Raw genomic sequence first — 23279 nt, forward strand, 5'->3', positions numbered from 1 at the left:
ATTTGCATTCGTAGCTCAGCTGGATAGAGCGTTGCCCTCCGAAGGCAAAGGTCGTTGGTTCAAATCCAATCGAATGCACCATTTTATTTTCCATAATATAGATTATAGAACAACAATTACTTAATTAATTATTGAAAATTGACGAATGGCTGGGACGGGAGGATTCGAACCTCCGGATGACGATACCAAAAACCGTTGCCTTACCACTTGGCGACGTCCCAATGTAGAAAAAAATATAAAATTAACATCAAATGGCTGGGACGGGAGGATTCGAACCTCCGGATGACGATACCAAAAACCGTTGCCTTACCACTTGGCGACGTCCCAATGTAGAAAAGTAGAAATAGACCTTATACCAATAAATAGCAGAAACGTCAATTACAATATAAATTTATTTCATTATTAAGCCAATTCCTCGCTTGCGTGGATAATAAATCATAAATTTTAGCTCTAATTTTGTTATAATATTCCTTGATATAGTTTATTTCATCAATATTAAGTAGTTTCATATCAGTCAATTTACTAGCATAAGGCACTAGGCTTAAGGTCTCAAACTCAAGCCATCCATTATTTTCTTTTACATACATCAAATTCTCAATCCTAATACCATATTTTCCAGGAACATAAAACCCCGGTTCATTAGATAAGATCATACCTGCTTTAAGTATTGTTTTATTAAGAAGATTTATGCTTTGCGGTCCTTCGTGAACACTTAAGAAACTCCCTACCCCATGCCCTGTACCGTGTGGATAATCTAGCATTTCTTGCCATAAATATTGCCGAGCGAGTATATCAAGATTAGCTCCTGCGATGATATTTTTTGGGAATTTTGCTTTAGCTAAAGCAATATGTCCTTTAAGTACTTGCGTATAACGCTTTTTCTGCTCATCTGTCGGTGTACCTATTACTATTGTTCTAGTTATATCGGTAGTAGCACCTTGATACTGACCGCCAGAATCTATCAGTAATATCCCCTGCCCTTCAATTTTTTTAGCAGTTTTTTGGTCAGCTCTATAATGAATAATAGCACTATTTTCCTGAAATCCGCAAATAGCAGGAAAACTATCCGAAACATATCCCTCTTGTTTAGCTCGTTGCTCTGTAAGCTTTAAACCGAGGGAATACTCGGTCAATTCGTTATTATGTTTTTCTGGATCCCCGTTTTCACGGGGATGACATTGAGAAAAATCAGCAAAAAATTCACATAAAGCTACTGCATCTTTAATATGCAAATCGATTGCATGCTGAATTTCTACATCGTTCTTACAAGCTTTAAGCATTAAGCATGGATCGGTAATTTTTTGTACTTTTTTATCAGCTACTAAGTCCATTATATGAACAGATGCTATAGTATCATCAATAAAAATTCTATAAGCTGGTTTGGAAAGATGTTTATTCTTGCTATCTCTTAAAATATTTTCAAATTCTTCTTCCGGTAAAATCGTTATTTCAGGACGAGCATTAATAATTTCGGCATCGATTCTTGTAGGATTTATAAACAAATATAATTGTGTAGAAGTGAGTATAACTTTTGCAAACATTAAAGGCGTATAAGCAACGTCACTGGCACGCAAATTTAGTAACCAACATATGGAGGAGCTATCGAGAATGACTAAGGCAGATTGCTCGGTGTCATTCCTGCAAAAGCGGGAATCCAAAAAAATTTCACGACATTTACTTATTTTATCAGTATGACTAACGCCCGCCAACTTAATATCATACAAATAAACTTTAGAGTTTGGCTCTAGCGGCTGATTTGGCCAAATCTTATCAACTAAATTTCCATTAATCTTCTGAAAATTGAACTTTAAATTTGATATAGTGGGATAAGTAAATAATTCAGAATCGTATCCTATTTTTGCATCTTTACCAAACTTAGATATATCTTTTAAGTCAAAAAGTTTAAAAAGCTCTAAATCCAGCTCTTTATTTGCTTGCTCTAAATAACGTCCATCGGTAAAGAATAATGCTGTATCTTTATATATAATAGCTATACCGTTTGAACCAGTAAAACCTGTTATATATTCAAGTCTCTTTGCATAGCTTGGAACATATTCACTCATATATTTATCGTTAGACGGAATTATATAACCGTCTATATCATATTCTGTGAATAAATTTCTAAGCAGATTAATGCGGATTTTTGTCATGTTTATATCTCTGTTTATATCTCTTATGTCGTGCTCTTGCCCGCTTGGAGGCTGAGCCGTCATTGCAAGGAAATTACTTAAGTAATTGACGAAGCAATCCAGTTAAAAAATTCTGATTTACAGAATTTTTTTATTATTTTTTCTGGATTGCCACGCTCCTTGCAGTCGCTTGCAATGACGGCTCAGCATCCAGCTAGGTAACGCTCATAGACGGGAATGACATTTATACCATCCATAATACAAAGGAATACCAAAGATAGTAAAAGAACTAGCTATAATAAGAGTTTTAACAGGTGTTTCATAGATAACCCATGCACAAAAGACAATCGATATTATAGCTATAAGTAAATAATAATAAGAAAAATTTTCTTTTGAGCTAAAAATCACCTTTAAAAAAGCTAAGCTACAAATTAAATAGACGAATAAGAATGTGATGGCCGAGAAATCTATTATTTGTGTAATCTGTTTGGCCAAATTATCATTTGCCGTAAAGACTAATAACGGCACAATGCCAAGGCAGCTTACAATAATTCCGTGAGTTGGAGCGTTATTGCTATTTTTCTTAGCAAAAAATTTCGGTAATAAACCGTCTTCTGCAAGCCCAAGAGCTATCTGTCCGCTAGTTAGCACCCAAGCATTGAGCGTACCTATACATATAATCGAGGCTATAACCGTAATTACGCTTGACCATTTACCCCCGAATAATAATGAAGCGGCATCGGCATAAGGAGCTTTAGCACTGACAAGTTCAGAAGCAGGGATTAATCCCATTATACCTATGCTATTAATAATATATAACACTGCTACGCAAAAAGTTCCAACTATTATGGCTCGTGGAATGGTTTTTGCCGGATCTTTTACTGCACCTGCCGTGGTAGTTGCACATTCTATGCCAATAAATCCCCAAAAAGTAAGAAGTACAACTCTGCCCATAATGCTCGGAATGCTTAAATTCTCTACTTCCTCGGCAATAGTTATATTATCTATATTAAAATGTGATAAAGCACATAAACCTACTATAAGCAATGGAACAAATTTTAAGAGAGTTAAATAAAACTCTGCTTTTCCTGCTACTTCAGGACCTTTTAAATTTAAAACCATAATAGCACCTAATAATATGATCTGTAATATTAAGTCTGAAATCGCTTGTGATTTAAAAAAAGGCGTTAGATAACCTATTGCCGAAATGACTACTATACTTGTACTGACAAAGGATATAATCCAGTAAGTCCAACCGGTGAAAAAAGCTATTTTATCCCCAAAATTTTCCCGTACATAAACGTGCGGACCTCCTGTTTTAGGAAATTTTGCACAAAGGGTAGAAAATACAAGTGCTATACTCATAGCACCGAATAATGAAAGTACCCAGCCCCAAATGCTGTATATACCGAACGGTGCTAAACTTAACGGCAAGATAAAAACGCTAGTACCGATTTGACTGCCGGTTACTAAGGCAAAAACCGCCCAGAAACCTAATTTCTGTGACATATTAATCTAATTTAAAGAAACAGCTTTAACATAGCTGAAATAATGATTTTTAGCAATAGTTAAAACTATAATTATTTTACTCTTGATTTCTAAACAAAAGATTGATAGCTTTTTAAGCTATCAAAAATAATCTTAGGAGTTAATATGCCAAATCGCACCGCTAAAGTTTATACAGTGAAATCAGGAGATGCTTTATCAAAAATTTCACAAATTATGGATACTCCTGTTCAGGATTTAGTTAAATATACTAATATACGCGATCCTAATCATATCGCAGTAGGCTGGGGGATTTCATTTGCCGGTGATGTGCATGATTTTTCTTAAAATAAAGCTATTGGTGTAATAGTCAACTGCAATTGACTTTTTATGGATGTGCTGTAATTGCTAGAATAGTGTGATATTATCTTTGTTTGGTCCATAATACCAAAAAATTCTATAAGCAGCAGGAATATTATTTTCAGCATAAGCTTTAAATATTTCTTCTCCGTTATGTCCTTTAACAGATTTTTATGTTTATGGGTATTGAAACTAGGATGACGAGGGTTTGCCTGTAGATATGCCAGTGTTTTTTTACTGCTTTTAAACGTTTTTCTAATCCTTTATTATTTTCGAGTTCTTCCAAATCTTTACTAGCTTGAATAGTAAAAAGAATTTTCAAAGTCATCATCTAAATATTTACTGAAATCTTCTATAAATTTAACTTGCCCTTTAGCAGAATCTTTAATACCATTATTTAATTGCGTTAAAACCTTTTTGTGATTAAATAGCCAACTTTCTTTTAAAGGTATTTCCGTATAGGGTTCTAAAATAATTTGTCCTTTTTTACTATTGCTTCTAGAATAGACTTTTTATCATTTTTGATATCAGCATCCCTCATAAGTCTAATTTCAGCCCTTCTTTTTTCCTTTTCTTCTGTATTAAGCGTAGAAAAGAAATCAATTCTTTCCTCTAGTGCTTTTAAGAGAATATTTTATTATAAACCCAGTTAAACATATTTTAAAACCTTTATTGATTATAAAGCGTTACACGCTAAAAGATTTGCCGCAGCCGCAATTAGCTTTTTCGTTAGGATTGGTGAAAGTGAATTGGGATTTGAATTTAGTCTCTACATAGTCCATTTCAGAACCTAGAATATACATTAATGCCTTTGGGTCGATTAGTATCCGTACGCCCTTTTCTTCAACTACTTCATCGAATTGATTTTTACTATCGGCATATTCCACGTAATAAGTCTGACCGGCACAACCGCCTGACTTAACCCCTACCCTAATACCAAAGGTAGGCTTGGCGCGTTTTTCTATTAGCAATTTTACTTGCTTTGCAGCAGAATCGGTTAATGAAATAACATTTTTCATATTTTAAGAGTCTTTTTTGCTTTCTTTTTTCTGTTTGTAATCGGCTATAGCTGCTTTTATTGCATCTTCAGCAAGTAGTGAGCAATGTAATTTGACCGGTGGAAGTGACAATTCTTTTGCTATTTCGGTATTTTTAATAGTCTCGGCATCTTCTACCGATCTTCCTTTAACCCACTCCGTTACTAAAGAACTTGAAGCAATAGCTGAACCGCAGCCGAATGTTTTAAATTTAGCATCTGTAATAATCCCGTCATCATCAACTGCGATTTGTAACTTCATAACGTCACCGCAAGCAGGAGCTCCAACTAGTCCTGTACCAACATTTTTATTTTCTTTATCAAGCGATCCAACATTACGAGGATTTTCATAATGATCTATCACTTTTTTGCTATAAGCCATTGTTATTCTCTAAAATTTGGTTTTGTATGTTATACTTGTGTGAATACCTGAGCCGTCATTGCGAGGAAAAACTGTAAGTTTTGACGAAGCAATCTCAGGATATTTGACAAGATTGCCACGCAGCCTACGGCTGCTCGCAATGCCGATATTCTCAATGTACAGCCCATTTAATCTTTTTCAAATCAATTCCCTCTTGCATCATTTCCCAAAGAGGGCTTAATGCCCTTAGTTTATCGATTTTTGAGCATATTAAATTTACTGCGTAGTCAACTTCCTGCTCGGTAGTAAATCTACCTATGCCGAACCGAATTGCAGTATGGGCAAGCTCTTCACCGATTCCAATAGAACGTAAAACATATGACGGCTCTAAAGAGGCAGAAGTACAAGCAGAACCGGAGGAAACCGCTAAATCTTTAATGGCAAGGATCATTGATTCTCCTTCAACTCCGGCAAAGCTTAAATTTAAATTACCTTTATATCTTTGATTTTTATCGCCGTTTAAATAAACTTCTGAAATTCGCTTATGTATATTATTTAAAAATCTGTCGAATAAGTAATTTACGTGCTTAGTATCTTTTTCCATCTCACTATACGCTATTTCAGCAGCCATGCCAAGCCCTACGATTAAAGGAGTCGGTAGCGTACCTGAACGCATACCTCTCTCCTGCCCGCCACCGTTTATGAGCGGTGTAATACGCACACGAGGTTTTTTCCTTACATATAATGCACCTATTCCTTTCGGACCGTAAATTTTATGCCCTGAGATACTGGCAAGATCAATATTAAATGCGTTAACATCAATTGGAATTTTACCAAAACCTTGAGCAATATCGGAATGAAAAAAAACGCCCTTTTCACGGCAAATTTTCCCGATTTCCTTTAAAGGCTGAACAACACCTATTTCATTATTAACCACCATAACTGAAACTAACATAGTCTGATCTGTAATGGCATTTTTTAGAGTTTCTAAATCGATTATTCCATTTGGCTTAATCGGTAAGTATGTGATTTTTATACCTTCTTGCTCTAAATGCCTGCAAGCATCAAGTACGCATTTATGTTCACTGACTACGGTAATAATATGATTCTTTTTATTGCTGTAAAATTTTGCTATTCCCTTTATTGCAAGATTGTTAGACTCAGTTGCACCGGAAGTGAAAATAATTTCTTTAGTATCCGCTCCTATTAACTTTGCTACCATACTCCTTGCCTCTTCAACGGCGTTTTCTGCCTCCCAACCGAAAGAATGGCTGCGTGAATGAGGATTGCCGAACTTGGTAGTAAAATAAGGCAACATTGCCTCCATTACTCTTGGATCTATTGGAGTCGTTGCCTGATAATCCATATATATCGGTAAGGTTAAATTGTTTAATTGTGGGGTCATATGGTTAAATTAATGCATGTTTTGGTATAGTTTAAACAGTCATCGATGTCATTCCCGCTTTCGCGGGAATGACATAAACCGAGCCGTGCAACAACGTAGCTTTTAGCTAGGAATGACATCGTAAATCTCCTCAAAAGCCTCTATAAAAGCCTCTATATCACTTACCGTATTAGTATGGCTTAAAGATATCCTAATCGAAGATTTTGCTTCTTCTTCCCCTACACCCATATTGGTTAATACATGTGATTTAGATATTTTTCCTGATGAACAAGCAGAACCGGAACTTACGCAAATATTATGTAAATCAAACCCGATTAATTTCGCTTGTGCATCCGTATTTGGTATAGTAATTAAGGTAGTATTAGGCAACCTAGCTACGTTATTACTAACAATATTTACATTAGGATATTTTTTTAATTTTTGCTCTAAATTTTCTTGTAACTTTTTGATTTTTATATAATTTTCTGAGATATTGTCTGTCCTCAATGCAGAAGCTAAACCAAATCCTGCAATTGCTAAAACATTTTCAGTGCCTGAGCGTACTGATTTTTCCTGCCCTCCTCCTATAATCATTGGAGTAACTTGAAAATTAGAGCTAGAAATTAAAGCAGCACCACCCTGCCCCCCTCCTATTTTATGCCCTGAAATTGTAGCAAAATCTAATCCTAATGCTTTGATATTTATTGGTATTCTGCCAAAACCTTGCACTAAATCGCTATGAAATTTTGCCTCATATTTTTTAGTTATTTTACCTATCTCAGCTATATCTTGTAAAACTCCGCTTTCATTATTAGCCATTATTATGGAAACTAGTTTTTTACTAGTATTACTTTGAGCTAACAACTCTTCTAAATGTTCTAAATCAACTAGCCCTTGCGTATTAACACTTATAACTTTAATATTTGGAGCGTAGTTTATATGGTTATAGATCGATAAATGTTCAATAGCTGAAATAAAAATATCGCCGTCATAAAAATTTTTCATTATTAAATTATTACCTTCAGTTCCTGATGAAGTAAAAGTAATATCATATTCTCTAGATGATAAGGTTATACCAAGAGCCGTCGCTATTTGTGCGCGTACCGTTTCTATGAGATTCTTAGCAAATCTACCTGAGCTATGTGCTGATGAAGGGTTAAGCGCCTTGTCCATTAAACTTATTATGAATTCCTTAACTCTAGGGTCGATAAAAGTAGTAGCATTATGGTCTAAATATATCATATATTTAAATTTGAGTTTAAAGCATCTTTAATTGAGATATTTTCAAAATAATCTCTAATATGCTTACCAAGACCTTGCCATAATTTATGCGAATTACATTTTATTGTATCAGGCACGCAAGTTTTAACTGACTTCTTATAGCAGGTAGTCATTATAAAATTTTCGTTAACGGCGTCCATAATATCGGAAATTTTTATTTCTTCTAGGTTACCGATTAAAATATACCCACCTTTCGATCCTCTAATAGCCTTAACTAGATCAGCTTTTTTAAGTTTAGAAAATATCTGCTCTAAATAGTTAAGTGATATATTTTGTTTTACGGACATTTCATTCAAAGTGACCGGTTCGGCACTTGATTTTGAAGCCATTTCAAGTATTGCCATTACGGCATATCTTCCTTTAGTCGTCAGCATCATATAACCAACCTATTAAAACTTAAAATTGTTTAATATCTACAATACCCAAGTAATTTAGTCAAGTATATAATTATATTATTTAATAAAAAATTAGCTTGTTAATATAAACTAAAATTTAATTGTGTAAAAACTAGTAGCAGTAGAAAAGAAGGAGAGAATATTATAAATAAGTGTTAATCCAACATTACCTAGGGACGTTGTTGCATGGTGCAAAAAACACCTTCGATATCATTCCTAGCTAGAATCGGGAATCCAAAATTGTTTTGTCATCATCCCGCAAGCTTGTAGCGGGACCCAATTAAATATTAGTACTTTAAATTATTTTTATGGTCCCAGTGGTCAAGCGAACTAGGTGACATAATGGGTTTTACCAATCCATGCAACAATGCTGGAGTATGACATTTAGCTGGATGCCTGCTTTCGCAGGAATGACATAATTATAAATAGTTAATTTATTATCCACGCCCTCTGTTTGTTGTTCTATTTCTAGCTTTAGGTTTTGAAGAAGCAGCAATATTTTTTAAATTAGTTTGATAATTTTTAATTTTCTCTATTCTTGCCTCTCTTAGTTTTTCATAATGAGTTTTAGCATTTTTTCTGAAACCTACTTTGGTTTCCATATTTTTTACAAAATCAGTAACAAGTATTCGAGATGCCCTTGAATATCGATTTGACAATTTTTATCTAAAGCACCGGGCATAGTTTCTTGTATTTTTTTACAGCACAGTACATATCTAAAGCTTCAGGTTGATAATGACCGCTATTATTACGAAGGTAATCAATTTTCCCCTATCATTTATACCTATAACTCTTGCTGCTTCCGCAGGCTTTCCACTTAAAAATGAACCTTGAACAAGATTTTTAGTATTTGGCAAATATTGATTTTTATGAGTACCCATATAAATTGTTCCATCCTCTCCCATTACAAATGCTTGAACATTATTCATGCTTTTACTTTCTTTACCGATAGTAGAAGCTACTGTACCGTTAGCATCAAGTAATCTTTGAGAGGAGGTATCATAGAATAATTGGTGATTTTTTTCTTCTGGTCCCATACGTAATATTTTAAATTTATGCCCATCCCATATTTGTTTACCTTGAGCTATTTCTTGAAGATGATGTTCTGCAAGTTTTGGATTGGGATGAACTACTTTAACTCTTACAGAATCTACTATTGCATCGTTTCATTTTCCTAACTCATGTTCCGGTATTAAAGCATGCTTAAATTTCTTTATTAATCTATTCCAATTATCTCTAGCTCTAGTTTTGGGATCTCTAAAAGGTGTATCAATATTTCTTCTGACATCTCCAACTAGATAAACTTTATTATCTTTTTGGACTAAGTTATCTTTGTATAAAGGCTCTCCTTCTTGATTTATAAGTGGACCTTTTCTTGCAATAGCAGCTAATTGACCATCCTTATAAAGAATAATTTTTTCATTACTTATGAATTAATTTGTATTTTACCCTGATGATTTAAATTACCAATACCGATACCGTCAATATCTGCAATTTGAATATCTCTATTTTTATCAACAAATTTTCTAATTTCTTCAGAATTATTAATAAATTGACCGTTATCCTTTAATATTCCTTGTATAGCCGATAGTATAAGTAAATGCTTCTTTGATTGTTTTTGTGTCCTTTATAAGACCTACTGCAGCGAAAATTTGTTGAAAGAAATTTAGATTGCTCTTTACTTCAACATTTTTTACTCCAATAGCTTCTCGTTCATGAATTACCAATTGATCCAGCTTTAAGTAGCCACCTTTATCATAAATATTAATTATTCTTCCTCTTATAAGGTCTACTTCTGTTGCTTCTTTATCTTGTGAAAATTCCTTAACTTGCAGCTCTTCTGCAAACCTTACTTTCTTTTTTGTTCTTACCCATTTAAATAAATTTATAAAAAAATAACTTTAGGTTTCATTTTAACAATAAAAACTTTTATTTTTTTAATAATAGGCTATTTTTTTAGTAAATTGAGGATTTAAAATCACATATTATATGATAACTGATTTTTCTTACATATAGTGCGATAGGTTCTTGTTAATTTGCCAAATAGCGACAAATACTAAACAAGTTGTAAACATTTGTAGTAGCTGTAATAATATGCTTAATTCCGGTATTAATATAATAATAACCGGTTGTAATATTATCGGGACTCCGCTTGAAAACATTACTAACCTTATAGAAGTTTGTATTGAAGTTTTAGTAGTAAGTAAATTAGCTAAGCTATATACTAACAAAACTATAATACTTCTCTCTAATAAGAATGTTACAAACCAAAATAATATAATAGCCGGCATACCGAAATAAATAAATAAATTGGGGGCATATAATAAATGATCGGCAAAATATTTTTTTATTATTTCAGGAGTTAAAATTACTTCATTTTGCTTGAATATCTCAGAATAGTTAATAGTACTTGGGAAATTTTTCTTAGTATTGGCTACAATTAAATTTATCTTCAGCTTATTCTCTTCAAGTACAAACGGTATTTTGCTTTTTTCTTTGTTAGAAACTTGATTTTTTGTATCAATGACGACTATTTTATTGTTATTCTTGCTATATAAATATATAGGCTCTACTTCTTCAACTGAAATGTTTGAATTATTATATTTAATTTCCGGTAATTGATTGATAATATATTCAATGTTGGCTGTAACTTTTGATGATTGTATTCCGTTAAAATAATCTTTTAAAGTTATTAGGTAATTTAATATAAAAATACAATAAATTATTGATGGAATAAAAGATAAGGTAAATACATATCTTATTCCGTACCCTTGATAGTTTTTATATACATCTTTATAAAACTCTATAGAGCGAATTGATAAATGTAATTGACGGAGTAATGCATTTAATCCTCCTAATATAAATGATAATAAATACATGTATAAGTAATTTATTTAAGTTTTTCAACCTCTTCCTTCTTTAATCCGGTTGAGGTAGCTATTAAATCAGTTTTTACACCAGCTGTGATTAAATTTTTGGCTATATTATATTGTGCTTTAAGTATTTTTGCTATTTCTATTATATCATTTTGACCGAGTTTGGTCAAAATGTAGAATAAAATTAACTCTATATAATCAATCCCTATATTAACCTCAGCAAATATAGTTAAAAGGTCTGCTATTTCTTACCATCTCTTTAACAAATCTCGTGTATGAATGTGCTTCATAAAAAATTATAAAATTCCTGACCAAGTATTTTCTGTCAATTTTTCATCAGGAATTTCATGAACATTAATTAGCTGATAATCATTAATACAAGTAGCTTTTACTAATTCACTATTTTCAAATAATGCCCATAAATTTAAAGGAGCAGTATTATTTTTGTATGCCATTATAAAACACTAAAGGATATATGAAAGGAAATTTTGTGTTTTTTAGTACTTTCTATGATATTCAGCAATATTTAACATATACCTAAATAACCAAAAAGCCATATAATAATTATTAACCAATGTCTTAGAAGATAATTAAGGTGATCATAAGCTTTTTAAGCAAGTAGAAAATATGGCTTTGCAGCGTGACTCTCTTGTTGTACCGGTAAAACTACTTATTTCAGTAGAGGAAAATAATAAACGAATACAAAGGCCCGATAGAGTTTTGTGTTATAAATCTTTGAGTATTGAAGGAAACGCAGAGTTAATTAATATAACGCATTCTCATTTGTTAGAAATAGATGTTAGTGATCTAACGGCAAGTGCTTTAGCAGAGAAGATTTTAGAGCATACAAATAATATTGAGTAAATGAATAATATTTTAGATTACAAATCATACTACGATTTAATTGAGAATCTGAAGCTAGAAATCAAGCAAATACGAATTCGTGCACATTTAAGCGTAAATAAAGAATTGATAAAACTATATTGAAATATTGGTTTTCAAATAATTAAACGTCAAAAGCTTGAGAAGTGGGGAGCAAAAGTTATAGAAAATTTTTCTAAAGACTTATTAAAAGAATTTCCTGAAATGAAAAGATGATCTTATCAAAATAAAATATTTCTTATATGAGGCAATTTGCTGAAGAATATAACGATGAACACATCCCCCAACAGCCTGTTGGAGAAATTCCCTGGGGATATCATATAGTCATTGTCTCAAAAGTTAAAAATCATACTGAAAGGCTTTGGTATGTATGCACAAACTATAGAAAACGGTTGGTCACGTAACGTACTAACCTTGCAAATTAAAAGCAATTTATACGCAAGATCAGGAAAAAGTATAAATAATTTTGGACATACTTTACCGGCAATGCAGTCTGATTTAGCAAAATCAATTATAAAAAATCCTTATAATTTAGAATTTCTAGATATTAAAGCAAATATTTTAGAACGAGAACTAGAAAATAAGCTAATAGATAATATTAAGGATTTTTTATTAGAACTCAGTCAAGATTTTGCATTTATAGGTAATCCATACCTATAGAATTAGAAGGAGAGGATTATTACTTAGATTTAGTTTTTTATCATGTTAAACTTAAATGCTATGTTGTTATTGAATTAAAAACGGGTAAATTTAAACTTAAATTAACCGAAGAATTTACCTACGAAATGAAAAAGCTATTTACCTAGTCCAAAAGATTTAGCTAGGTTAAAGAAACGAAGAGAAAAAGGATAATTATGAGTAGTGTAAATATTAGTTTAGCAACTCCTGATAATATGACAAATATTTTACCTTTGATGGCTCAACTTGGCTATCCTTCTAGTTCAGAAGAATTAATAGCACGTTTTAAGAATTTTATAAATCGTGAGGGGTATGGTGTTGCTTTAGCTAGTTTAGATAATAAAAGAGTTGGATTTATTGCTTGGTCTAAATCGCTGCTTTTCGCCTCAGATAAAACTAGAATTCATATTGAAGCTTTAGTTATTGATGAGAATTATCGGGGAAAACAAATAGGTAAAAAGCTTATGGAATATTTAGAAGAAATAGTAAAAAAATATAGCCTCGTAATCGTTGATCTTACTTCTGGTTATCGATGTGCTAAAGACAGTACGCATATATTTTATGAAGTGCTAGGTTATCATAATTCCGGAGAAATGGCTAAATTATATTTAAGACAAGAGTTATGAAGAATGAATCTGTAAAGAATATACGTTTAACCACTGCAACCGTTGCTGATTATCCTCTAATCCAAAATATGGTACGGTTTTATATATATGATATATCGCGTTATTGTGGGTTTGAATCAGATGAATATTATTGGACATTGTCACGAGATGGTTTATATGACGCTGATAATTACAAAAAATATTTTATAGAAACGGATAGGAAAGCCTATTGAATTAAATTAAATGACGAAATAGCAGGTTTTATATTGCTTAATAAGGTTGGAACGCATTATAAAATCGATTGGAATATGGGGGAATTTTTTATTATAGCAAGATTTCAAAATAAAGGAGTTGGTAGGCAAGTAGCTAAGCAAATTTGGCAAATGTATAAAAGATTATGGGAAGTTGTGGTTATTTCTGAAAATAAGCTGGCATTAATATTTTGGCGGAAAGTCATTAACGAATTTACCAAAGGTAATTTATCTTGAGGAAATTAAACTTGTTCAAATGAGTGATTATAAGGCCGAAAGAGTTATTTTTGAATTTGGTGCCAATATATTATGAATATAAATTTTACTACAACCTAATCTCTGCTTTTGCTAAATCTTTTAAAGTGCGTGATCCGGTGCATAGCATGGTAATTTTAAGTTGCTCGATTATCAATTGTATCTCTTCGAAAAGCAAGCTTTCAGAAGTATCTGCCGCTTTTAAAAATTGACCGGCAAGTCCAAAAATATTAGCTCCTATACGAATTGCTTTTGCACCGTCAATGCCGGATTTTAACCCACCACTGGTAATAATCGGAATATCTTTTGAAACTTCCCGCACCATTTTTAGAGAATCTAAAGTCGGGATTCCCCAGTTAATAAAGCTACTAGCTATACGGTTTTGTAACGAATTTGTAGCACGATAAGCCTCTACTTGACTCCAAGATGTCCCACCGCTCCCTGCAATATCAAGAACCTTAACCCCTGCGTCAATAAGACTCTCAGCAACTTTTTTAGATAAACCGTATCCTACTTCCTTAACAATTACCGGAATAGAGAGGTAATGAACCACTTCTCTTATCTTAGGTAACAGCTTTTCCCAGTTTCTATTACCTTCCGGCTGAGTCAGTTCCTGTAACACGTTTAAGTGTAAAATTAAGGCATCGGCTTTAATAGCATCCACTAAATACTGACATTCTTTAGGTGTCACTCCGTAATTAAGCTGTACTGCACCGATATTGGCTAGTAAAGGGATATCGGGAGCTATATGCCTTACTGCAAATGTCTTGATTGTATCCGGTTCCGTTAACAAAACCCGCATAGAGCCAAGCCCCATAGCAATACCGGCTTTTTGAGCGACCTGTGCAAGTCTATAGTTAATATCTCTAGCTCTAGTCGTGCCTCCGGTCATACTAGAAATTAGGATAGGTGCTTGTAAAGATTTTCCGAGGAAAGTAGTAGTTGTATTGATGCTATCGTAGTTAAGTTCCGGTAATGCATTGTGAATAAAGTGAATAGATTCAAAACCGCTTTTAAGTGTAGATTCAACGTTTTGCGTAAGATTAATTTCAATATGGTCTTGCTTTCTTTCTATATCTAAATTCTGATCTTTTAGCATTTTCTCACTAATTCTTTTTACACTTAATCTATATTAATATATCTAGGTTCTGTGAAGATTTCTAATTGATTTTTTATTTTGAAGTATTTTTTAGCGAAAATTAATAAGATTTTTGAAGGAATAGTTATTCATATTTCAAAAAAAACTTATAATTTGCAGCAAAAAAGAGTCATAATTATGATTATTCTATTAAATGTCCACAGCACCTAAGCATTAAAGAAATAATCAAGTGCTGCAAGTTTTGAAGGTAAGTTTATTAATGGGTCTGAACGCGCAAAATCATAAGCATTGTAAAGGAGTACAGTCTGCTTCTATAATGTAAGCGTGTATATTTTTAGGCTCATTATTTTCTAGCTTATATCCTATAACATAGCTTGAGTATTTTTGTTCGATCAATTCTAAGCTCCATTCTATATCCTTATCTCACCATAGTTTTATATGTGGCATTTCTAGCCATTTTTTTAAAAAAAAGCAAAAAATGAGAAGTAGAAAGTGGGGTAAAGCTTATGTTAATATATTGTTTATCATTAAATAACTTGTATTACCTTTAAAATGCCCCGCTTTGAGCTTTATATTCTCCGGCCTGTTGTAATACCAATTAATTTAATTTCTGATAATTGTGTAATTACTTTATGCATTTTATAGCCTCTTATTAATTCACTAAGTAAGTTAAAACTAATCTAAAAAGGAATTATGATAAGATTTGAATATTATCTAACTTTTTTTGGAAAGCAAAAAGTCCTTAGTTTATGATATGTTTACTGTGTGAAGTATTTATAAATTGAAACAGCAATAAGACATGGTGGAGCCAGGGGGAGTCGAACCCCCGACCTTTTGAATGCCATTCAAACACTCTACCAACTGAGCTATGACCCCAATATAGTCAATTGATTTGGACTCGCCTGCATCGTCATTCGTTGTTCTCCTATTAGTTAGGTTTAACTCCTCGCTTCTGGTGTGCAAATCCCACTGACTTGACTATAACAAATTAATTCTCTTATACTATAATAATAAAACTAAATCTATAGAATTTAATCTTTATTTTGCTAACAATGCCATAACATCTCTGGACGATATTATATTATCTACTAATCCAAATTTTTTTGCTTCTTCCGGTGACATGAAATTATCACGTTCCATACTTTTTTCGATATGTTGTAACTCTTGTTCAGTATGTTTACTATACAATTCGTTAAGTAACCTTTTGATTTTTAGGGTTTCTTGAGCATGGATTTCTATATCGGTAGCTTGCCCTTTATAACCTCCTGATGGTTGATGGATCATAATACGACTGTGAGGTAAACTATAACGCATCCCCTTCTCGCCCCCGCACAGTAAAAGTGAACCCATAGAACAAGCTTGACCTATGCATAATGTAGCCACTTTAGGTTTTATATATTGCATTGTGTCATAAATTGCAAGACCTGCGGTTACAACTCCTCCGGGGGAATTGATATACATATATATATCTTTTTTAGGATTTTCTGCTTCAAGAAACAATAATTGTGCAACAATTAAGTTTGCCATATGATCTTCAACAGTACTACATACAAAGATTATACGTTCTTTTAGCAATCTTGAATATATATCATAAGCACGTTCACCGCGTGATGTTGGTTCAATTACTATCGGTACATACGACATTAATATTTTCTCCTGAAATTGATTAATTAAATAGTTTTTCGTCATTACGAGGAGGTTATTTTAATAACCGACGTGGCAATCTCATGAAGTAGCATAGAACTCCTGAGATTGCTTCGTTGAAACTTACAGTTTCTCCTCGCAATGACTTATACTAGATTATTACTTCTTATCTTCTAAAGCATTAGCAAGTATATCTCCCATATTGGTAGTATTATCACTAGAACCATATGCTTTGAGAGCTTTTTGACGTTCTGCTATTTTATGAGCTTTTACCGATAATAAAATTCTACCGGTTGATTTCTCGATAGAAACCACTTTTGCTTCTATTTCTTTGTCTATTTGAAACATTTCAGGCTTCTGTTCGTCTTTTTCATCCGATAGTTCAGTGCTTTTAATAAAACCTGCTACTTTATCGTTTAATAATACTTCGAGTCCCTCATCTTTAACTTCTGTTATAAGGGCTTTAACTATGGTGCCTTTTTTATATTCATCACTGATTTCTTGATATGGATTCGGCGACAATTGTTTTATACCTAAACTAACTTGTTCTTTTTCAATATTAATGGCTAGAACTTTGCATTCTACTTCGTCACCTTTTTTGTATGATTTTAATAGAGCCGTTCCTTTATCTTCCCAGCTAATATCACCTTCATGAATCATGCCGTCCATATTATTACCGAGTGCAACAAAAATACCGAAATCCGTAATATTTCTAATCGGTGCTTTAATTATAGTACCGACAGGATTATTTTCAGCGAACTTTGTTAAAGGATTTTCTTGGCATTGTTTAATACTTAAAGAAACACGATGCTTTTCAGTATCGACCTCTAAAACTACGAATTCTACTTCTTGCCCTATAGTTAGCGTTTTTCTAGGATTTTGATTAGATTTTAACCAACTAATTTCGCTTGAATGAACAAGTCCCTCAAGCCCGTCTTTTAATTCTATAAATACGCCGTAATCAGCAAAATTTGTAACTTTACCGGTCATTTGTTTACCGACGGGGAATTCTTCTTTAATTGCTTCCCATGGGTTAGAATCAAGTTGTTTTATACCGAGTGATATTCTTTTGGTTTTTTCATCAAACTTAATAACCATTACTTTAACCTTTTGGTTAAAGTCTAACACTTCTGAAGGATGGTTAACTCTTCCCCAAGAAATATCGGTTAAATGTAATAAACCATCAACACTTCCAAGATCGATAAACGCACCGTAATCAGTAATATTTTTTACGGTTCCTTCTAATACCATGCCTTCTTTAATTTTAGATAGCATCTCATCTCTAGCTTCGGAACGTGATTCTTCTAAAATGGCTCTTCTTGAAACTACTATATTACCAAGCTTTTTATCCATACTTAAAATTTTAAACGGTTGCTTGATATTCATTATAGAAGTAGGATCTTTAATAGGTCTAACGTCAACTTGGCTTCCCGGTAAGAATGCTACTACACCAGATAAATCCACGGTAAAGCCTCCTTTTACACGACCGAAAATCGTACCGTCGACAAATTCGCCCTTGGAACACATGATTTCTAGTTGTCCCCATAATTCCTCTTTAACTGCTTTTTCACGGCTCAATATTGTTCTGCCGTTACGTCCTTCAATTGTCTCGATGAAAACTTCAACTACGTCCCCAACTTCAGGTAAAGCTAAAAATTCAGACTTAGGTATTCTACCTTCATTTTTTAATCCAACGTCCACAATAATTATATCGTTTTTTATTTCGATTACTTGACCTTTAACTACCGTTTTTTCTTTTATATGACTTGTATCAACGGTTTCAAGCATTTTAGAGAAATCTTCTGCAAATTTGTGATTCATTGCTGCAAGTTGTGGAACAAATCGTTGTTTTAGTTTTATTGACATATTCTTCTCGTAATATTAGCTCAAGTGCCTAGGCTAATAAAATTTTTTTGAAAGGTTAATAAAATTGGATGCTCTTGCATGGCTAAAAAAAGCGTTCTATGTCATTCCCGCGTAGGCGGGGAATCCAGAAAAAGCGAAATTGAGCTTTTAATATTAAAAATTCAGTGTGTTTTTACCTTTTAGTTGCTGAATTCCCGCCTACGCGGGAATGACATACTAGCCATGCAATAACGCCATAAAATCGAATAAAATAACCTAGCACTTTTTCAAGTTATTTTATTCTTTATATAATTTGTTACTTCTTCTACGACTTCCATAGCCGAAAGCTTTGAAGTATCGATAATTAAAGCATCTGAAGCCGGTAATAACGGTGCAGCTTTTCGCTCTTTATCTCTTTTATCTCGCAAAATTATTTGCTGTAAAATCTCAGCGAGTATACATGTTTTTCCTTTTGCTTGCAACTGCTTATATCGTCTTTCAGCCCTAATTTGAGGATTTGCGGTTATAAAAATCTTTAAATCGGCGTCCGGTGCAACAACGGTGCCTATATCCCTACCCTCCATAATCATTCTAGGTGTTGTTTTGACTAGATTAATCAGGTATTTGTTTAGATTATTTCTAATTTCACTTATTACGGCAATTTGCGATGCTATATTTCCTATATTCTCATTCTCTAAGTCAAAATTATTGTCGAGTTTTAATTCTTTAGATAAAGCAATTACCGCATCTATATCAGTGACATCTATTTTTTGACTAATACAGTCAAACGCAAGCTGCCTATAAACAATACTTGACTGAAAATATTTAAGAGAAAATTTCTTGGCCAGTATTAAACCGATAGTCCCTTTACCTGAAGCCGCAGGACCGTCAAGAGCAATAGTGAAATTTTGAGAAATATCAAAGGCTTTAGTTTTTAAATCCACCATAAAATTATAGACTAAATAATAAAATATTATAAATAATGGAAATAAAGCTTGAAATCTAGTACATTAATGAATTTTTTAAAAAACAAGGGTTAAAAACTACATATAGATTTAGTAGTACACCCTATGATGGGGTAATCAACAAATTAATTTTTTGATTTACAGCTTTAGTGTATTTTTGAAGGCTTAAGAAATTAGGAATATGATGTCCGCTTTCCATTCTTGCTATTTGCGCTTGAGAATTAGACATTTTTTTAGCAACATCCGCCTGAGTCATATTAGATGCAAGACGAACCTTTATTAAAGTGCTTGCTATCTCAAATTCCATTTTTCGTTCTTCATAAGCTTTTTTTACTTCGGGGTTTGATAATAACTCTTTTTTAAATTTATCAAAGTTTTTCATTAAAACCTTCCTGTAATCTTAAGTTTTAGTTATTGAAATAGCTGTTTTAGGAGTTTTTTTCTGTTTTTTTAATAAATGTATGCAATATAACTATTTTTTATCAATATAATCTTTTTAACATATAACTTGAACTAATCAATTGACACTTATCTTAATTGTAAATATTATAAGGTCCATAATTCAATAAACCCAAAACTATATAAAGATTAAAAAAATTATAAGGGTGATTAGCTCAGTTGGTTAGAGCATTACGTTGACATCGTAAAGGTTGAGGGTTCGAATCCCCCATCGCCCACCATATTACCTCTAGGCTTTTAAGACTTTTATGATTTTAATAAAAAACCCGTATGATGGTTTTTTACTAAAGTTACCCCCATATATTTCTCTATAAAGTTTTCCTCTAACTGGTCTACAGAAGGAGGGAGTATGACAGAAATGTTAACTTTTCCCGGTCATTTTGCTGGTAATCATGATACCATATTTTATAATTTTGTGGGTAATTTTATTCCACCTGAGTGGCGAAATCTTAACAATAACCATGGTAAAAGATTAAGTACAACTTCTCGTCAACTTTTATCGTTAATAGTTTCTCATATAAATTTTTATAATAAGCTTGGTAAGCAAGCAGAAGAACTACAGGAAAGTTTTCTTTTCTTCGAGCAAAAGCTAGGAGTTTGTCAAAAACGGGTAAAGCAATGTCTAGAAGAACTGAAAGGCAGTGGTTTCATTGATTTTTATTCAACTACCTTGATTATACTAATATGAGATGTCCTAATATTCAATGTATCAAACTCCTTAAAAATTTTGTCAGTTTTCGTAGTAAAACTAATTGCGACTCTAACCAACAAGAATTTTCAAAGCAATCTGAAACAACACATAACTCAATAGATCAAAATATTCAACCTAACCCAAAAAAATTTCCACTCAACCGGAAAAAATTTTCCATCACACAATATAATAGGTATATATAATAATATATCTATTATCTATATCTAGATATGGCAAAAAAAAAATTTTGAGGAAAATTGTGGACAAAGTTTGGAAGAGAGTAAATCAACGGAAGAGCAAAACTTTCAATCAGAAGGAGTGGTAAGTTCAGTAAGTAAGATGCCAACCATAAATTCTAGTGAGTCCTCTCCAATCAGCGATTCAGGCAGTAAGTCAGACTCTGACTCAAAAGATGATGATGCAGGTAGTGGAGGGGTTAATCAATCTTGACAAAAATTGGCTGGTGTGATTAGCAAAATTGCCAGCAAGGTTAAAGGTTGGGGTTTGCCTCAGAAGTTAGAGGAGTTTCACCCATTGACTGAAGACGATGGCGATGTGCTAAGAATGAGATCAGGCCGTGACTTCAACTTGAGTTTTATCAACAAGTTGTTGATTAGACTAAGCAAGCAACGTTCCAATAATTACTTTCGCAATAAGCAAGCCGTGCTAAGTTACATGACTTTGGCTTTGATGCATGAAATGCGTCAACCGGCTTTGGCAAATAACGAGAGCTTTAACTTCTCGTTGCTACGCAACTTCATTATATCTTCCCTTCGCCTAAAGGCGAGGGATTTTATATCCCCGAAGGGGACATTAAAGAAATAGCACTTAAAGCTATTTTCAACATATTATAAGAGGATTATAATTTTAGCTAGGGGGGGTTAAAAACAAATAACACTATTGTACAAGTCTGTATTTATGAAATTTTAAGATGTTATTTCAATAATTGGTAGTTTGTTTTAAAGAAATATAGTCTAGAGTGACGAAACGTGAGCAAAACAAAAATTTAAATTGGTAGTGATAGTTTGATAAAACTAATTGTATTAGTTGAGAAGAAAATAATTACGATAGGGTAATAATGATAAATAATTGTTCATTTAAGGAAAAACCAGCATGTAACCAGCATATAGCACTAAGAGAACTTAGAAATCTTGAGAGTAATGGGGGTTTGTAAAGGATTAACTTTTTCGTGGGTAACGAGAAAGCCTAGCCCTAAATTCACTCAAGATAATTAATCGCTTATTATTAAAAATTTTCATTTTTTTATTATTTATTACTAGCAATAATCTGTGTTATTTGATAAAATTAAATCTAAAAGAAAGGGAAAGTTATGAGTAATATTAACGCTAAGTTTTTACATACCATTGGTGTCACTACTTTTTTACAAGATTTTTATCAGTTTTTTTCATTTTTTGGCAAAAATAACCTCACAGAATCAATAGGGGGGCTATGCGGTATAAAATCAAGTATAGGGGGCTTTTTGTAAACTTTTTTTAAAGATAATTAATCGCTTATTATTAAAAATTTTCATTTTTTTATTATTTATTACTAGCAATAATCTGTGTTATTTGATAAAATTAAATCTAAAAGAAAGGGAAAGTGTATGAGTAATATTAACGCTAAGTTTTACATACCATTGGTGTCACTACTTGGTGTATTCATTTATTTACTAAATTGTTTTAATAAAATATCTCAGTGTTCTTTAGTATTTGTGTTTTTAGCTATAACTACCAATATTATATCTGAGCTATATGGTAGAAAGAGAGCTTTGATTGCTGTGGCGTTATGTATAATAGTAAGTTTTGGTTTGTTATGGAACTTCAATTATTATATTCATGGTCGTGTTATTAAAGGAGTTGTTTTTGCATCTTTTGTATCTGTATTATTATCAACATATTGTAGTACAAGTATATTTTCACAACTTAAGCCAAGATGTTCTTTGAATACAAGAAATTTTGCTAGTTTAATAATGTGTGCGGTCGTAGATGGTATTGTGATGTCAGGATTTTTTGTAAATGTATTCTCTACAAGTAAAGTTTTGTCGATATTTTATAAAGAAGTATTATATAAATGTGCATATTCATTAACAGTTTATATCTGTATATTTTTAGTTCAAAAAGTATATGGCAATAATGGGAGTGTCCGCGCACTGAAAAATTTTTGAATAAAAAATATAGCTAACCTGTTTTATAAAAGTATAAAAATCCTGTCTACATTATATTTTGTCTCTTATCTTTGTTAAAACTTCAGTATATCACTTGCAGATTGCTGAATATCGCGGGAACATTTTAATATGCGATCAGTACCACGATTAAAAGATTTACCGCCGTTACGTGCATCTCTTGGCAAGATCACATCCCTTAAGGATATTGAAGGATTAACCCTAGGCTTGCCTAGTATGACTGTAGCTATTGGCAAAAAATATAACCATGAAGTGCTTTATAATAGTGATTTCCTCAAGAAACTTAAGAAAGTATCAAGAAAATTGGCAACACCATATTTAACAGCTAATACAAGTTTAAACTCAAGAGTTATGAACTATGCATGATAATGAATTAAACAAAAAGATTGAATATTTTGATAATCTGAAAAGCAAGC

Annotated in this window: 28 protein-coding genes, 5 tRNA genes and 1 pseudogene; 13 read left to right on the forward strand and 21 right to left on the reverse strand. The window is 32.5% G+C overall.

The window, feature by feature from the left end; translation table 11 throughout:
* Positions 1-4 precede the first annotated feature (4 nt).
* Positions 5-81 (forward strand) — tRNA-Arg (locus BTU51_RS04195).
* 65 nt (positions 82-146) lie between these two features.
* Here the strand turns inward: BTU51_RS04195 and BTU51_RS04200 are convergent.
* The 4 genes from BTU51_RS04200 to BTU51_RS04215 all read right to left on the reverse strand — a co-directional run bounded on the left by BTU51_RS04200 (position 147) and on the right by BTU51_RS04215 (position 3638).
* Positions 147-221: transfer RNA gene (locus BTU51_RS04200), tRNA-Gln, on the reverse strand.
* A 31-nt stretch (positions 222-252) separates the two neighbouring features.
* Positions 253-327, reverse strand: a tRNA-Gln gene (locus BTU51_RS04205).
* A gap of 47 nt (positions 328-374) precedes the next feature.
* Positions 375-2213: an aminopeptidase P family protein gene (locus tag BTU51_RS04210; RefSeq protein ID WP_012150911.1), complete on the reverse strand. Its 1839-nt coding sequence runs from the start codon at positions 2211-2213 to the stop codon at positions 375-377.
* 141 nt (positions 2214-2354) lie between these two features.
* Positions 2355-3638 carry an APC family permease gene (locus BTU51_RS04215; RefSeq protein ID WP_012262424.1) on the reverse strand — a complete coding sequence of 428 codons (1284 nt, stop codon included), beginning with the start codon at positions 3636-3638 and terminating at the stop codon, positions 2355-2357.
* Positions 3639-3782: 144 nt separating this feature from the next.
* On the opposite strand from BTU51_RS04215, the gene BTU51_RS04220 reads away from it, so the two are divergent.
* A complete protein-coding gene (locus BTU51_RS04220) occupies positions 3783-3962 on the forward strand; it encodes a LysM peptidoglycan-binding domain-containing protein (RefSeq protein WP_012262425.1) in 180 nt (59 codons plus the stop codon).
* Between the two features lie 698 nt (positions 3963-4660).
* Here BTU51_RS04220 and BTU51_RS04230 read toward each other — a convergent pair.
* From BTU51_RS04230 to BTU51_RS08585, 11 genes are all read right to left on the reverse strand, one after another.
* A complete protein-coding gene (locus BTU51_RS04230) occupies positions 4661-4993 on the reverse strand; it encodes an iron-sulfur cluster assembly accessory protein (RefSeq protein WP_004998325.1) in 333 nt (110 codons plus the stop codon).
* A gap of 3 nt (positions 4994-4996) precedes the next feature.
* The gene (iscU, locus tag BTU51_RS04235; RefSeq protein ID WP_010977348.1) at positions 4997-5392 is read right to left on the reverse strand and encodes a Fe-S cluster assembly scaffold IscU; all 396 of its coding nucleotides are present in this window, start codon (positions 5390-5392) and stop codon (positions 4997-4999) included.
* A 151-nt stretch (positions 5393-5543) separates the two neighbouring features.
* Positions 5544-6776 carry an IscS subfamily cysteine desulfurase gene (locus tag BTU51_RS04240; RefSeq protein WP_012150913.1) on the reverse strand — a complete coding sequence of 411 codons (1233 nt, stop codon included), beginning with the start codon at positions 6774-6776 and terminating at the stop codon, positions 5544-5546.
* 102 nt (positions 6777-6878) lie between these two features.
* Positions 6879-7997 carry a cysteine desulfurase family protein gene (locus BTU51_RS04245; RefSeq protein WP_012150914.1) on the reverse strand — a complete coding sequence of 373 codons (1119 nt, stop codon included), beginning with the start codon at positions 7995-7997 and terminating at the stop codon, positions 6879-6881.
* Positions 7994-8413, reverse strand: coding sequence for a Fe-S cluster assembly transcription factor (locus BTU51_RS04250; protein WP_012150915.1), 420 nt, complete (start codon positions 8411-8413; stop codon positions 7994-7996). Before BTU51_RS04250 ends, BTU51_RS04245 begins: the two co-directional genes overlap by 4 nt.
* Before the next feature lie 455 nt (positions 8414-8868).
* A complete protein-coding gene (locus BTU51_RS08575; RefSeq protein ID WP_012150916.1) occupies positions 8869-9033 on the reverse strand; it encodes a hypothetical protein in 165 nt (54 codons plus the stop codon).
* A gap of 114 nt (positions 9034-9147) precedes the next feature.
* The gene (locus BTU51_RS04255; RefSeq protein WP_230453534.1) at positions 9148-9468 is read right to left on the reverse strand and encodes a hypothetical protein; all 321 of its coding nucleotides are present in this window, start codon (positions 9466-9468) and stop codon (positions 9148-9150) included.
* Between the two features lie 522 nt (positions 9469-9990).
* On the reverse strand, positions 9991-10158 hold the full coding sequence (locus BTU51_RS09265) for a hypothetical protein (protein WP_230453732.1): 168 nt from the start codon (positions 10156-10158) through the stop codon (positions 9991-9993).
* 279 nt (positions 10159-10437) lie between these two features.
* Positions 10438-11310: a DUF1189 family protein gene (locus BTU51_RS04265; protein WP_012150917.1), complete on the reverse strand. Its 873-nt coding sequence runs from the start codon at positions 11308-11310 to the stop codon at positions 10438-10440.
* A gap of 11 nt (positions 11311-11321) precedes the next feature.
* Positions 11322-11477 carry a hypothetical protein gene (locus tag BTU51_RS08580; protein WP_012150918.1) on the reverse strand — a complete coding sequence of 52 codons (156 nt, stop codon included), beginning with the start codon at positions 11475-11477 and terminating at the stop codon, positions 11322-11324.
* A gap of 126 nt (positions 11478-11603) precedes the next feature.
* Positions 11604-11762 (reverse strand): transposase, encoded by a 159-nt coding sequence (locus BTU51_RS08585; RefSeq protein ID WP_012150919.1) that lies wholly within the window; start codon positions 11760-11762, stop codon positions 11604-11606.
* 172 nt (positions 11763-11934) lie between these two features.
* Between BTU51_RS08585 and BTU51_RS04275 the strand changes: the two genes are divergently transcribed.
* From BTU51_RS04275 to BTU51_RS04305, 6 genes and pseudogenes are all read left to right on the forward strand, one after another.
* Positions 11935-12171: a hypothetical protein gene (locus BTU51_RS04275; RefSeq protein ID WP_012150920.1), complete on the forward strand. Its 237-nt coding sequence runs from the start codon at positions 11935-11937 to the stop codon at positions 12169-12171.
* A 260-nt stretch (positions 12172-12431) separates the two neighbouring features.
* Positions 12432-12593: a DUF1016 N-terminal domain-containing protein gene (locus BTU51_RS04280; protein ID WP_075807913.1), complete on the forward strand. Its 162-nt coding sequence runs from the start codon at positions 12432-12434 to the stop codon at positions 12591-12593.
* An 82-nt stretch (positions 12594-12675) separates the two neighbouring features.
* Positions 12676-12995 (forward strand): annotated as a pseudogene (locus tag BTU51_RS09270) (PDDEXK nuclease domain-containing protein).
* A 48-nt stretch (positions 12996-13043) separates the two neighbouring features.
* Positions 13044-13493 carry a GNAT family N-acetyltransferase gene (locus BTU51_RS04295; protein ID WP_012150922.1) on the forward strand — a complete coding sequence of 150 codons (450 nt, stop codon included), beginning with the start codon at positions 13044-13046 and terminating at the stop codon, positions 13491-13493.
* Positions 13490-13705: a hypothetical protein gene (locus BTU51_RS04300; RefSeq protein ID WP_014362360.1), complete on the forward strand. Its 216-nt coding sequence runs from the start codon at positions 13490-13492 to the stop codon at positions 13703-13705. The genes BTU51_RS04295 and BTU51_RS04300 overlap by 4 nt, the downstream gene beginning before the upstream one ends.
* Before the next feature lie 33 nt (positions 13706-13738).
* Positions 13739-13960 (forward strand): acetyltransferase, encoded by a 222-nt coding sequence (locus BTU51_RS04305; RefSeq protein ID WP_014362361.1) that lies wholly within the window; start codon positions 13739-13741, stop codon positions 13958-13960.
* A gap of 88 nt (positions 13961-14048) precedes the next feature.
* Here BTU51_RS04305 and fni read toward each other — a convergent pair whose 3' ends face one another.
* The 6 genes from fni to BTU51_RS04340 all read right to left on the reverse strand — a co-directional run bounded on the left by fni (position 14049) and on the right by BTU51_RS04340 (position 19913).
* Positions 14049-15077, reverse strand: a complete 1029-nt coding sequence (gene fni, locus BTU51_RS04310; RefSeq protein WP_012150923.1) for a type 2 isopentenyl-diphosphate Delta-isomerase — start codon at positions 15075-15077, stop codon at positions 14049-14051.
* 800 nt (positions 15078-15877) lie between these two features.
* Positions 15878-15953: transfer RNA gene (locus tag BTU51_RS04320), tRNA-Ala, on the reverse strand.
* 162 nt (positions 15954-16115) lie between these two features.
* On the reverse strand, positions 16116-16721 hold the full coding sequence (gene clpP, locus BTU51_RS04325) for an ATP-dependent Clp endopeptidase proteolytic subunit ClpP (RefSeq protein WP_012150924.1): 606 nt from the start codon (positions 16719-16721) through the stop codon (positions 16116-16118).
* Positions 16722-16880: 159 nt separating this feature from the next.
* A complete protein-coding gene (locus BTU51_RS04330; RefSeq protein ID WP_012262429.1) occupies positions 16881-18587 on the reverse strand; it encodes a 30S ribosomal protein S1 in 1707 nt (568 codons plus the stop codon).
* A gap of 266 nt (positions 18588-18853) precedes the next feature.
* Entirely contained in the window at positions 18854-19513 is a 660-nt protein-coding gene (gene cmk, locus BTU51_RS04335) for a (d)CMP kinase (RefSeq protein WP_012150925.1), read from the reverse strand.
* Between the two features lie 121 nt (positions 19514-19634).
* Entirely contained in the window at positions 19635-19913 is a 279-nt protein-coding gene (locus tag BTU51_RS04340; protein ID WP_012150926.1) for a helix-turn-helix transcriptional regulator, read from the reverse strand.
* Between the two features lie 221 nt (positions 19914-20134).
* Here BTU51_RS04340 and BTU51_RS04345 point away from each other — a divergent pair.
* The 5 genes from BTU51_RS04345 to BTU51_RS04370 all read left to right on the forward strand — a co-directional run bounded on the left by BTU51_RS04345 (position 20135) and on the right by BTU51_RS04370 (position 23229).
* Positions 20135-20211, forward strand: a tRNA-Val gene (locus BTU51_RS04345).
* A gap of 128 nt (positions 20212-20339) precedes the next feature.
* Positions 20340-20678, forward strand: a complete 339-nt coding sequence (locus BTU51_RS04350; protein ID WP_012262430.1) for a protein kinase family protein — start codon at positions 20340-20342, stop codon at positions 20676-20678.
* A gap of 273 nt (positions 20679-20951) precedes the next feature.
* Positions 20952-21131, forward strand: coding sequence for a hypothetical protein (locus BTU51_RS04355; RefSeq protein ID WP_012262431.1), 180 nt, complete (start codon positions 20952-20954; stop codon positions 21129-21131).
* A 1153-nt stretch (positions 21132-22284) separates the two neighbouring features.
* Positions 22285-22845, forward strand: a complete 561-nt coding sequence (locus BTU51_RS04365; RefSeq protein WP_014362924.1) for a VUT family protein — start codon at positions 22285-22287, stop codon at positions 22843-22845.
* A 129-nt stretch (positions 22846-22974) separates the two neighbouring features.
* Positions 22975-23229: a hypothetical protein gene (locus tag BTU51_RS04370; RefSeq protein ID WP_012150929.1), complete on the forward strand. Its 255-nt coding sequence runs from the start codon at positions 22975-22977 to the stop codon at positions 23227-23229.
* The last annotated feature ends 50 nt before the right edge of the window (positions 23230-23279 follow it).

This window comes from Rickettsia rickettsii (assembly GCF_001951015.1).
Lineage (GTDB): Bacteria > Pseudomonadota > Alphaproteobacteria > Rickettsiales > Rickettsiaceae > Rickettsia > Rickettsia rickettsii.

Excerpts from the sequence above, each read along its gene's own strand:
- BTU51_RS04230 (WP_004998325.1), bottom strand. The coding sequence starts at position 4,993 with ATGAAAAATGTTATTTCATTAACCGATTCTGCTGCAAAGCAAGTAAAA.
- BTU51_RS04365 (WP_014362924.1), top strand. The coding sequence starts at position 22,285 with ATGAGTAATATTAACGCTAAGTTTTACATACCATTGGTGTCACTACTT.
- BTU51_RS04255 (WP_230453534.1), bottom strand. The coding sequence starts at position 9,468 with ATGGGACCAGAAGAAAAAAATCACCAATTATTCTATGATACCTCCTCT.
- BTU51_RS04350 (WP_012262430.1), top strand. The coding sequence starts at position 20,340 with ATGACAGAAATGTTAACTTTTCCCGGTCATTTTGCTGGTAATCATGAT.
- BTU51_RS04250 (WP_012150915.1), bottom strand. The coding sequence starts at position 8,413 with ATGATGCTGACGACTAAAGGAAGATATGCCGTAATGGCAATACTTGAA.
- BTU51_RS04275 (WP_012150920.1), top strand. The coding sequence starts at position 11,935 with ATGGCTTTGCAGCGTGACTCTCTTGTTGTACCGGTAAAACTACTTATT.
- BTU51_RS04220 (WP_012262425.1), top strand. The coding sequence starts at position 3,783 with ATGCCAAATCGCACCGCTAAAGTTTATACAGTGAAATCAGGAGATGCT.
- iscU (WP_010977348.1), bottom strand. The coding sequence starts at position 5,392 with ATGGCTTATAGCAAAAAAGTGATAGATCATTATGAAAATCCTCGTAAT.
- BTU51_RS04340 (WP_012150926.1), bottom strand. The coding sequence starts at position 19,913 with ATGAAAAACTTTGATAAATTTAAAAAAGAGTTATTATCAAACCCCGAA.
- fni (WP_012150923.1), bottom strand. The coding sequence starts at position 15,077 with ATGCTAAAAGATCAGAATTTAGATATAGAAAGAAAGCAAGACCATATT.
- BTU51_RS04300 (WP_014362360.1), top strand. The coding sequence starts at position 13,490 with ATGAAGAATGAATCTGTAAAGAATATACGTTTAACCACTGCAACCGTT.
- BTU51_RS04215 (WP_012262424.1), bottom strand. The coding sequence starts at position 3,638 with ATGTCACAGAAATTAGGTTTCTGGGCGGTTTTTGCCTTAGTAACCGGC.
- BTU51_RS04240 (WP_012150913.1), bottom strand. The coding sequence starts at position 6,776 with ATGACCCCACAATTAAACAATTTAACCTTACCGATATATATGGATTAT.
- BTU51_RS08585 (WP_012150919.1), bottom strand. The coding sequence starts at position 11,762 with ATGGCATACAAAAATAATACTGCTCCTTTAAATTTATGGGCATTATTT.
- BTU51_RS04245 (WP_012150914.1), bottom strand. The coding sequence starts at position 7,997 with ATGATATATTTAGACCATAATGCTACTACTTTTATCGACCCTAGAGTT.
- BTU51_RS04210 (WP_012150911.1), bottom strand. The coding sequence starts at position 2,213 with ATGACGGCTCAGCCTCCAAGCGGGCAAGAGCACGACATAAGAGATATA.
- BTU51_RS04370 (WP_012150929.1), top strand. The coding sequence starts at position 22,975 with ATGCGATCAGTACCACGATTAAAAGATTTACCGCCGTTACGTGCATCT.
- BTU51_RS04295 (WP_012150922.1), top strand. The coding sequence starts at position 13,044 with ATGAGTAGTGTAAATATTAGTTTAGCAACTCCTGATAATATGACAAAT.
- BTU51_RS08575 (WP_012150916.1), bottom strand. The coding sequence starts at position 9,033 with ATGGAAACCAAAGTAGGTTTCAGAAAAAATGCTAAAACTCATTATGAA.
- BTU51_RS04330 (WP_012262429.1), bottom strand. The coding sequence starts at position 18,587 with ATGTCAATAAAACTAAAACAACGATTTGTTCCACAACTTGCAGCAATG.
- BTU51_RS04280 (WP_075807913.1), top strand. The coding sequence starts at position 12,432 with ATGAGGCAATTTGCTGAAGAATATAACGATGAACACATCCCCCAACAG.
- BTU51_RS04265 (WP_012150917.1), bottom strand. The coding sequence starts at position 11,310 with ATGTATTTATTATCATTTATATTAGGAGGATTAAATGCATTACTCCGT.
- clpP (WP_012150924.1), bottom strand. The coding sequence starts at position 16,721 with ATGTCGTATGTACCGATAGTAATTGAACCAACATCACGCGGTGAACGT.
- cmk (WP_012150925.1), bottom strand. The coding sequence starts at position 19,513 with ATGGTGGATTTAAAAACTAAAGCCTTTGATATTTCTCAAAATTTCACT.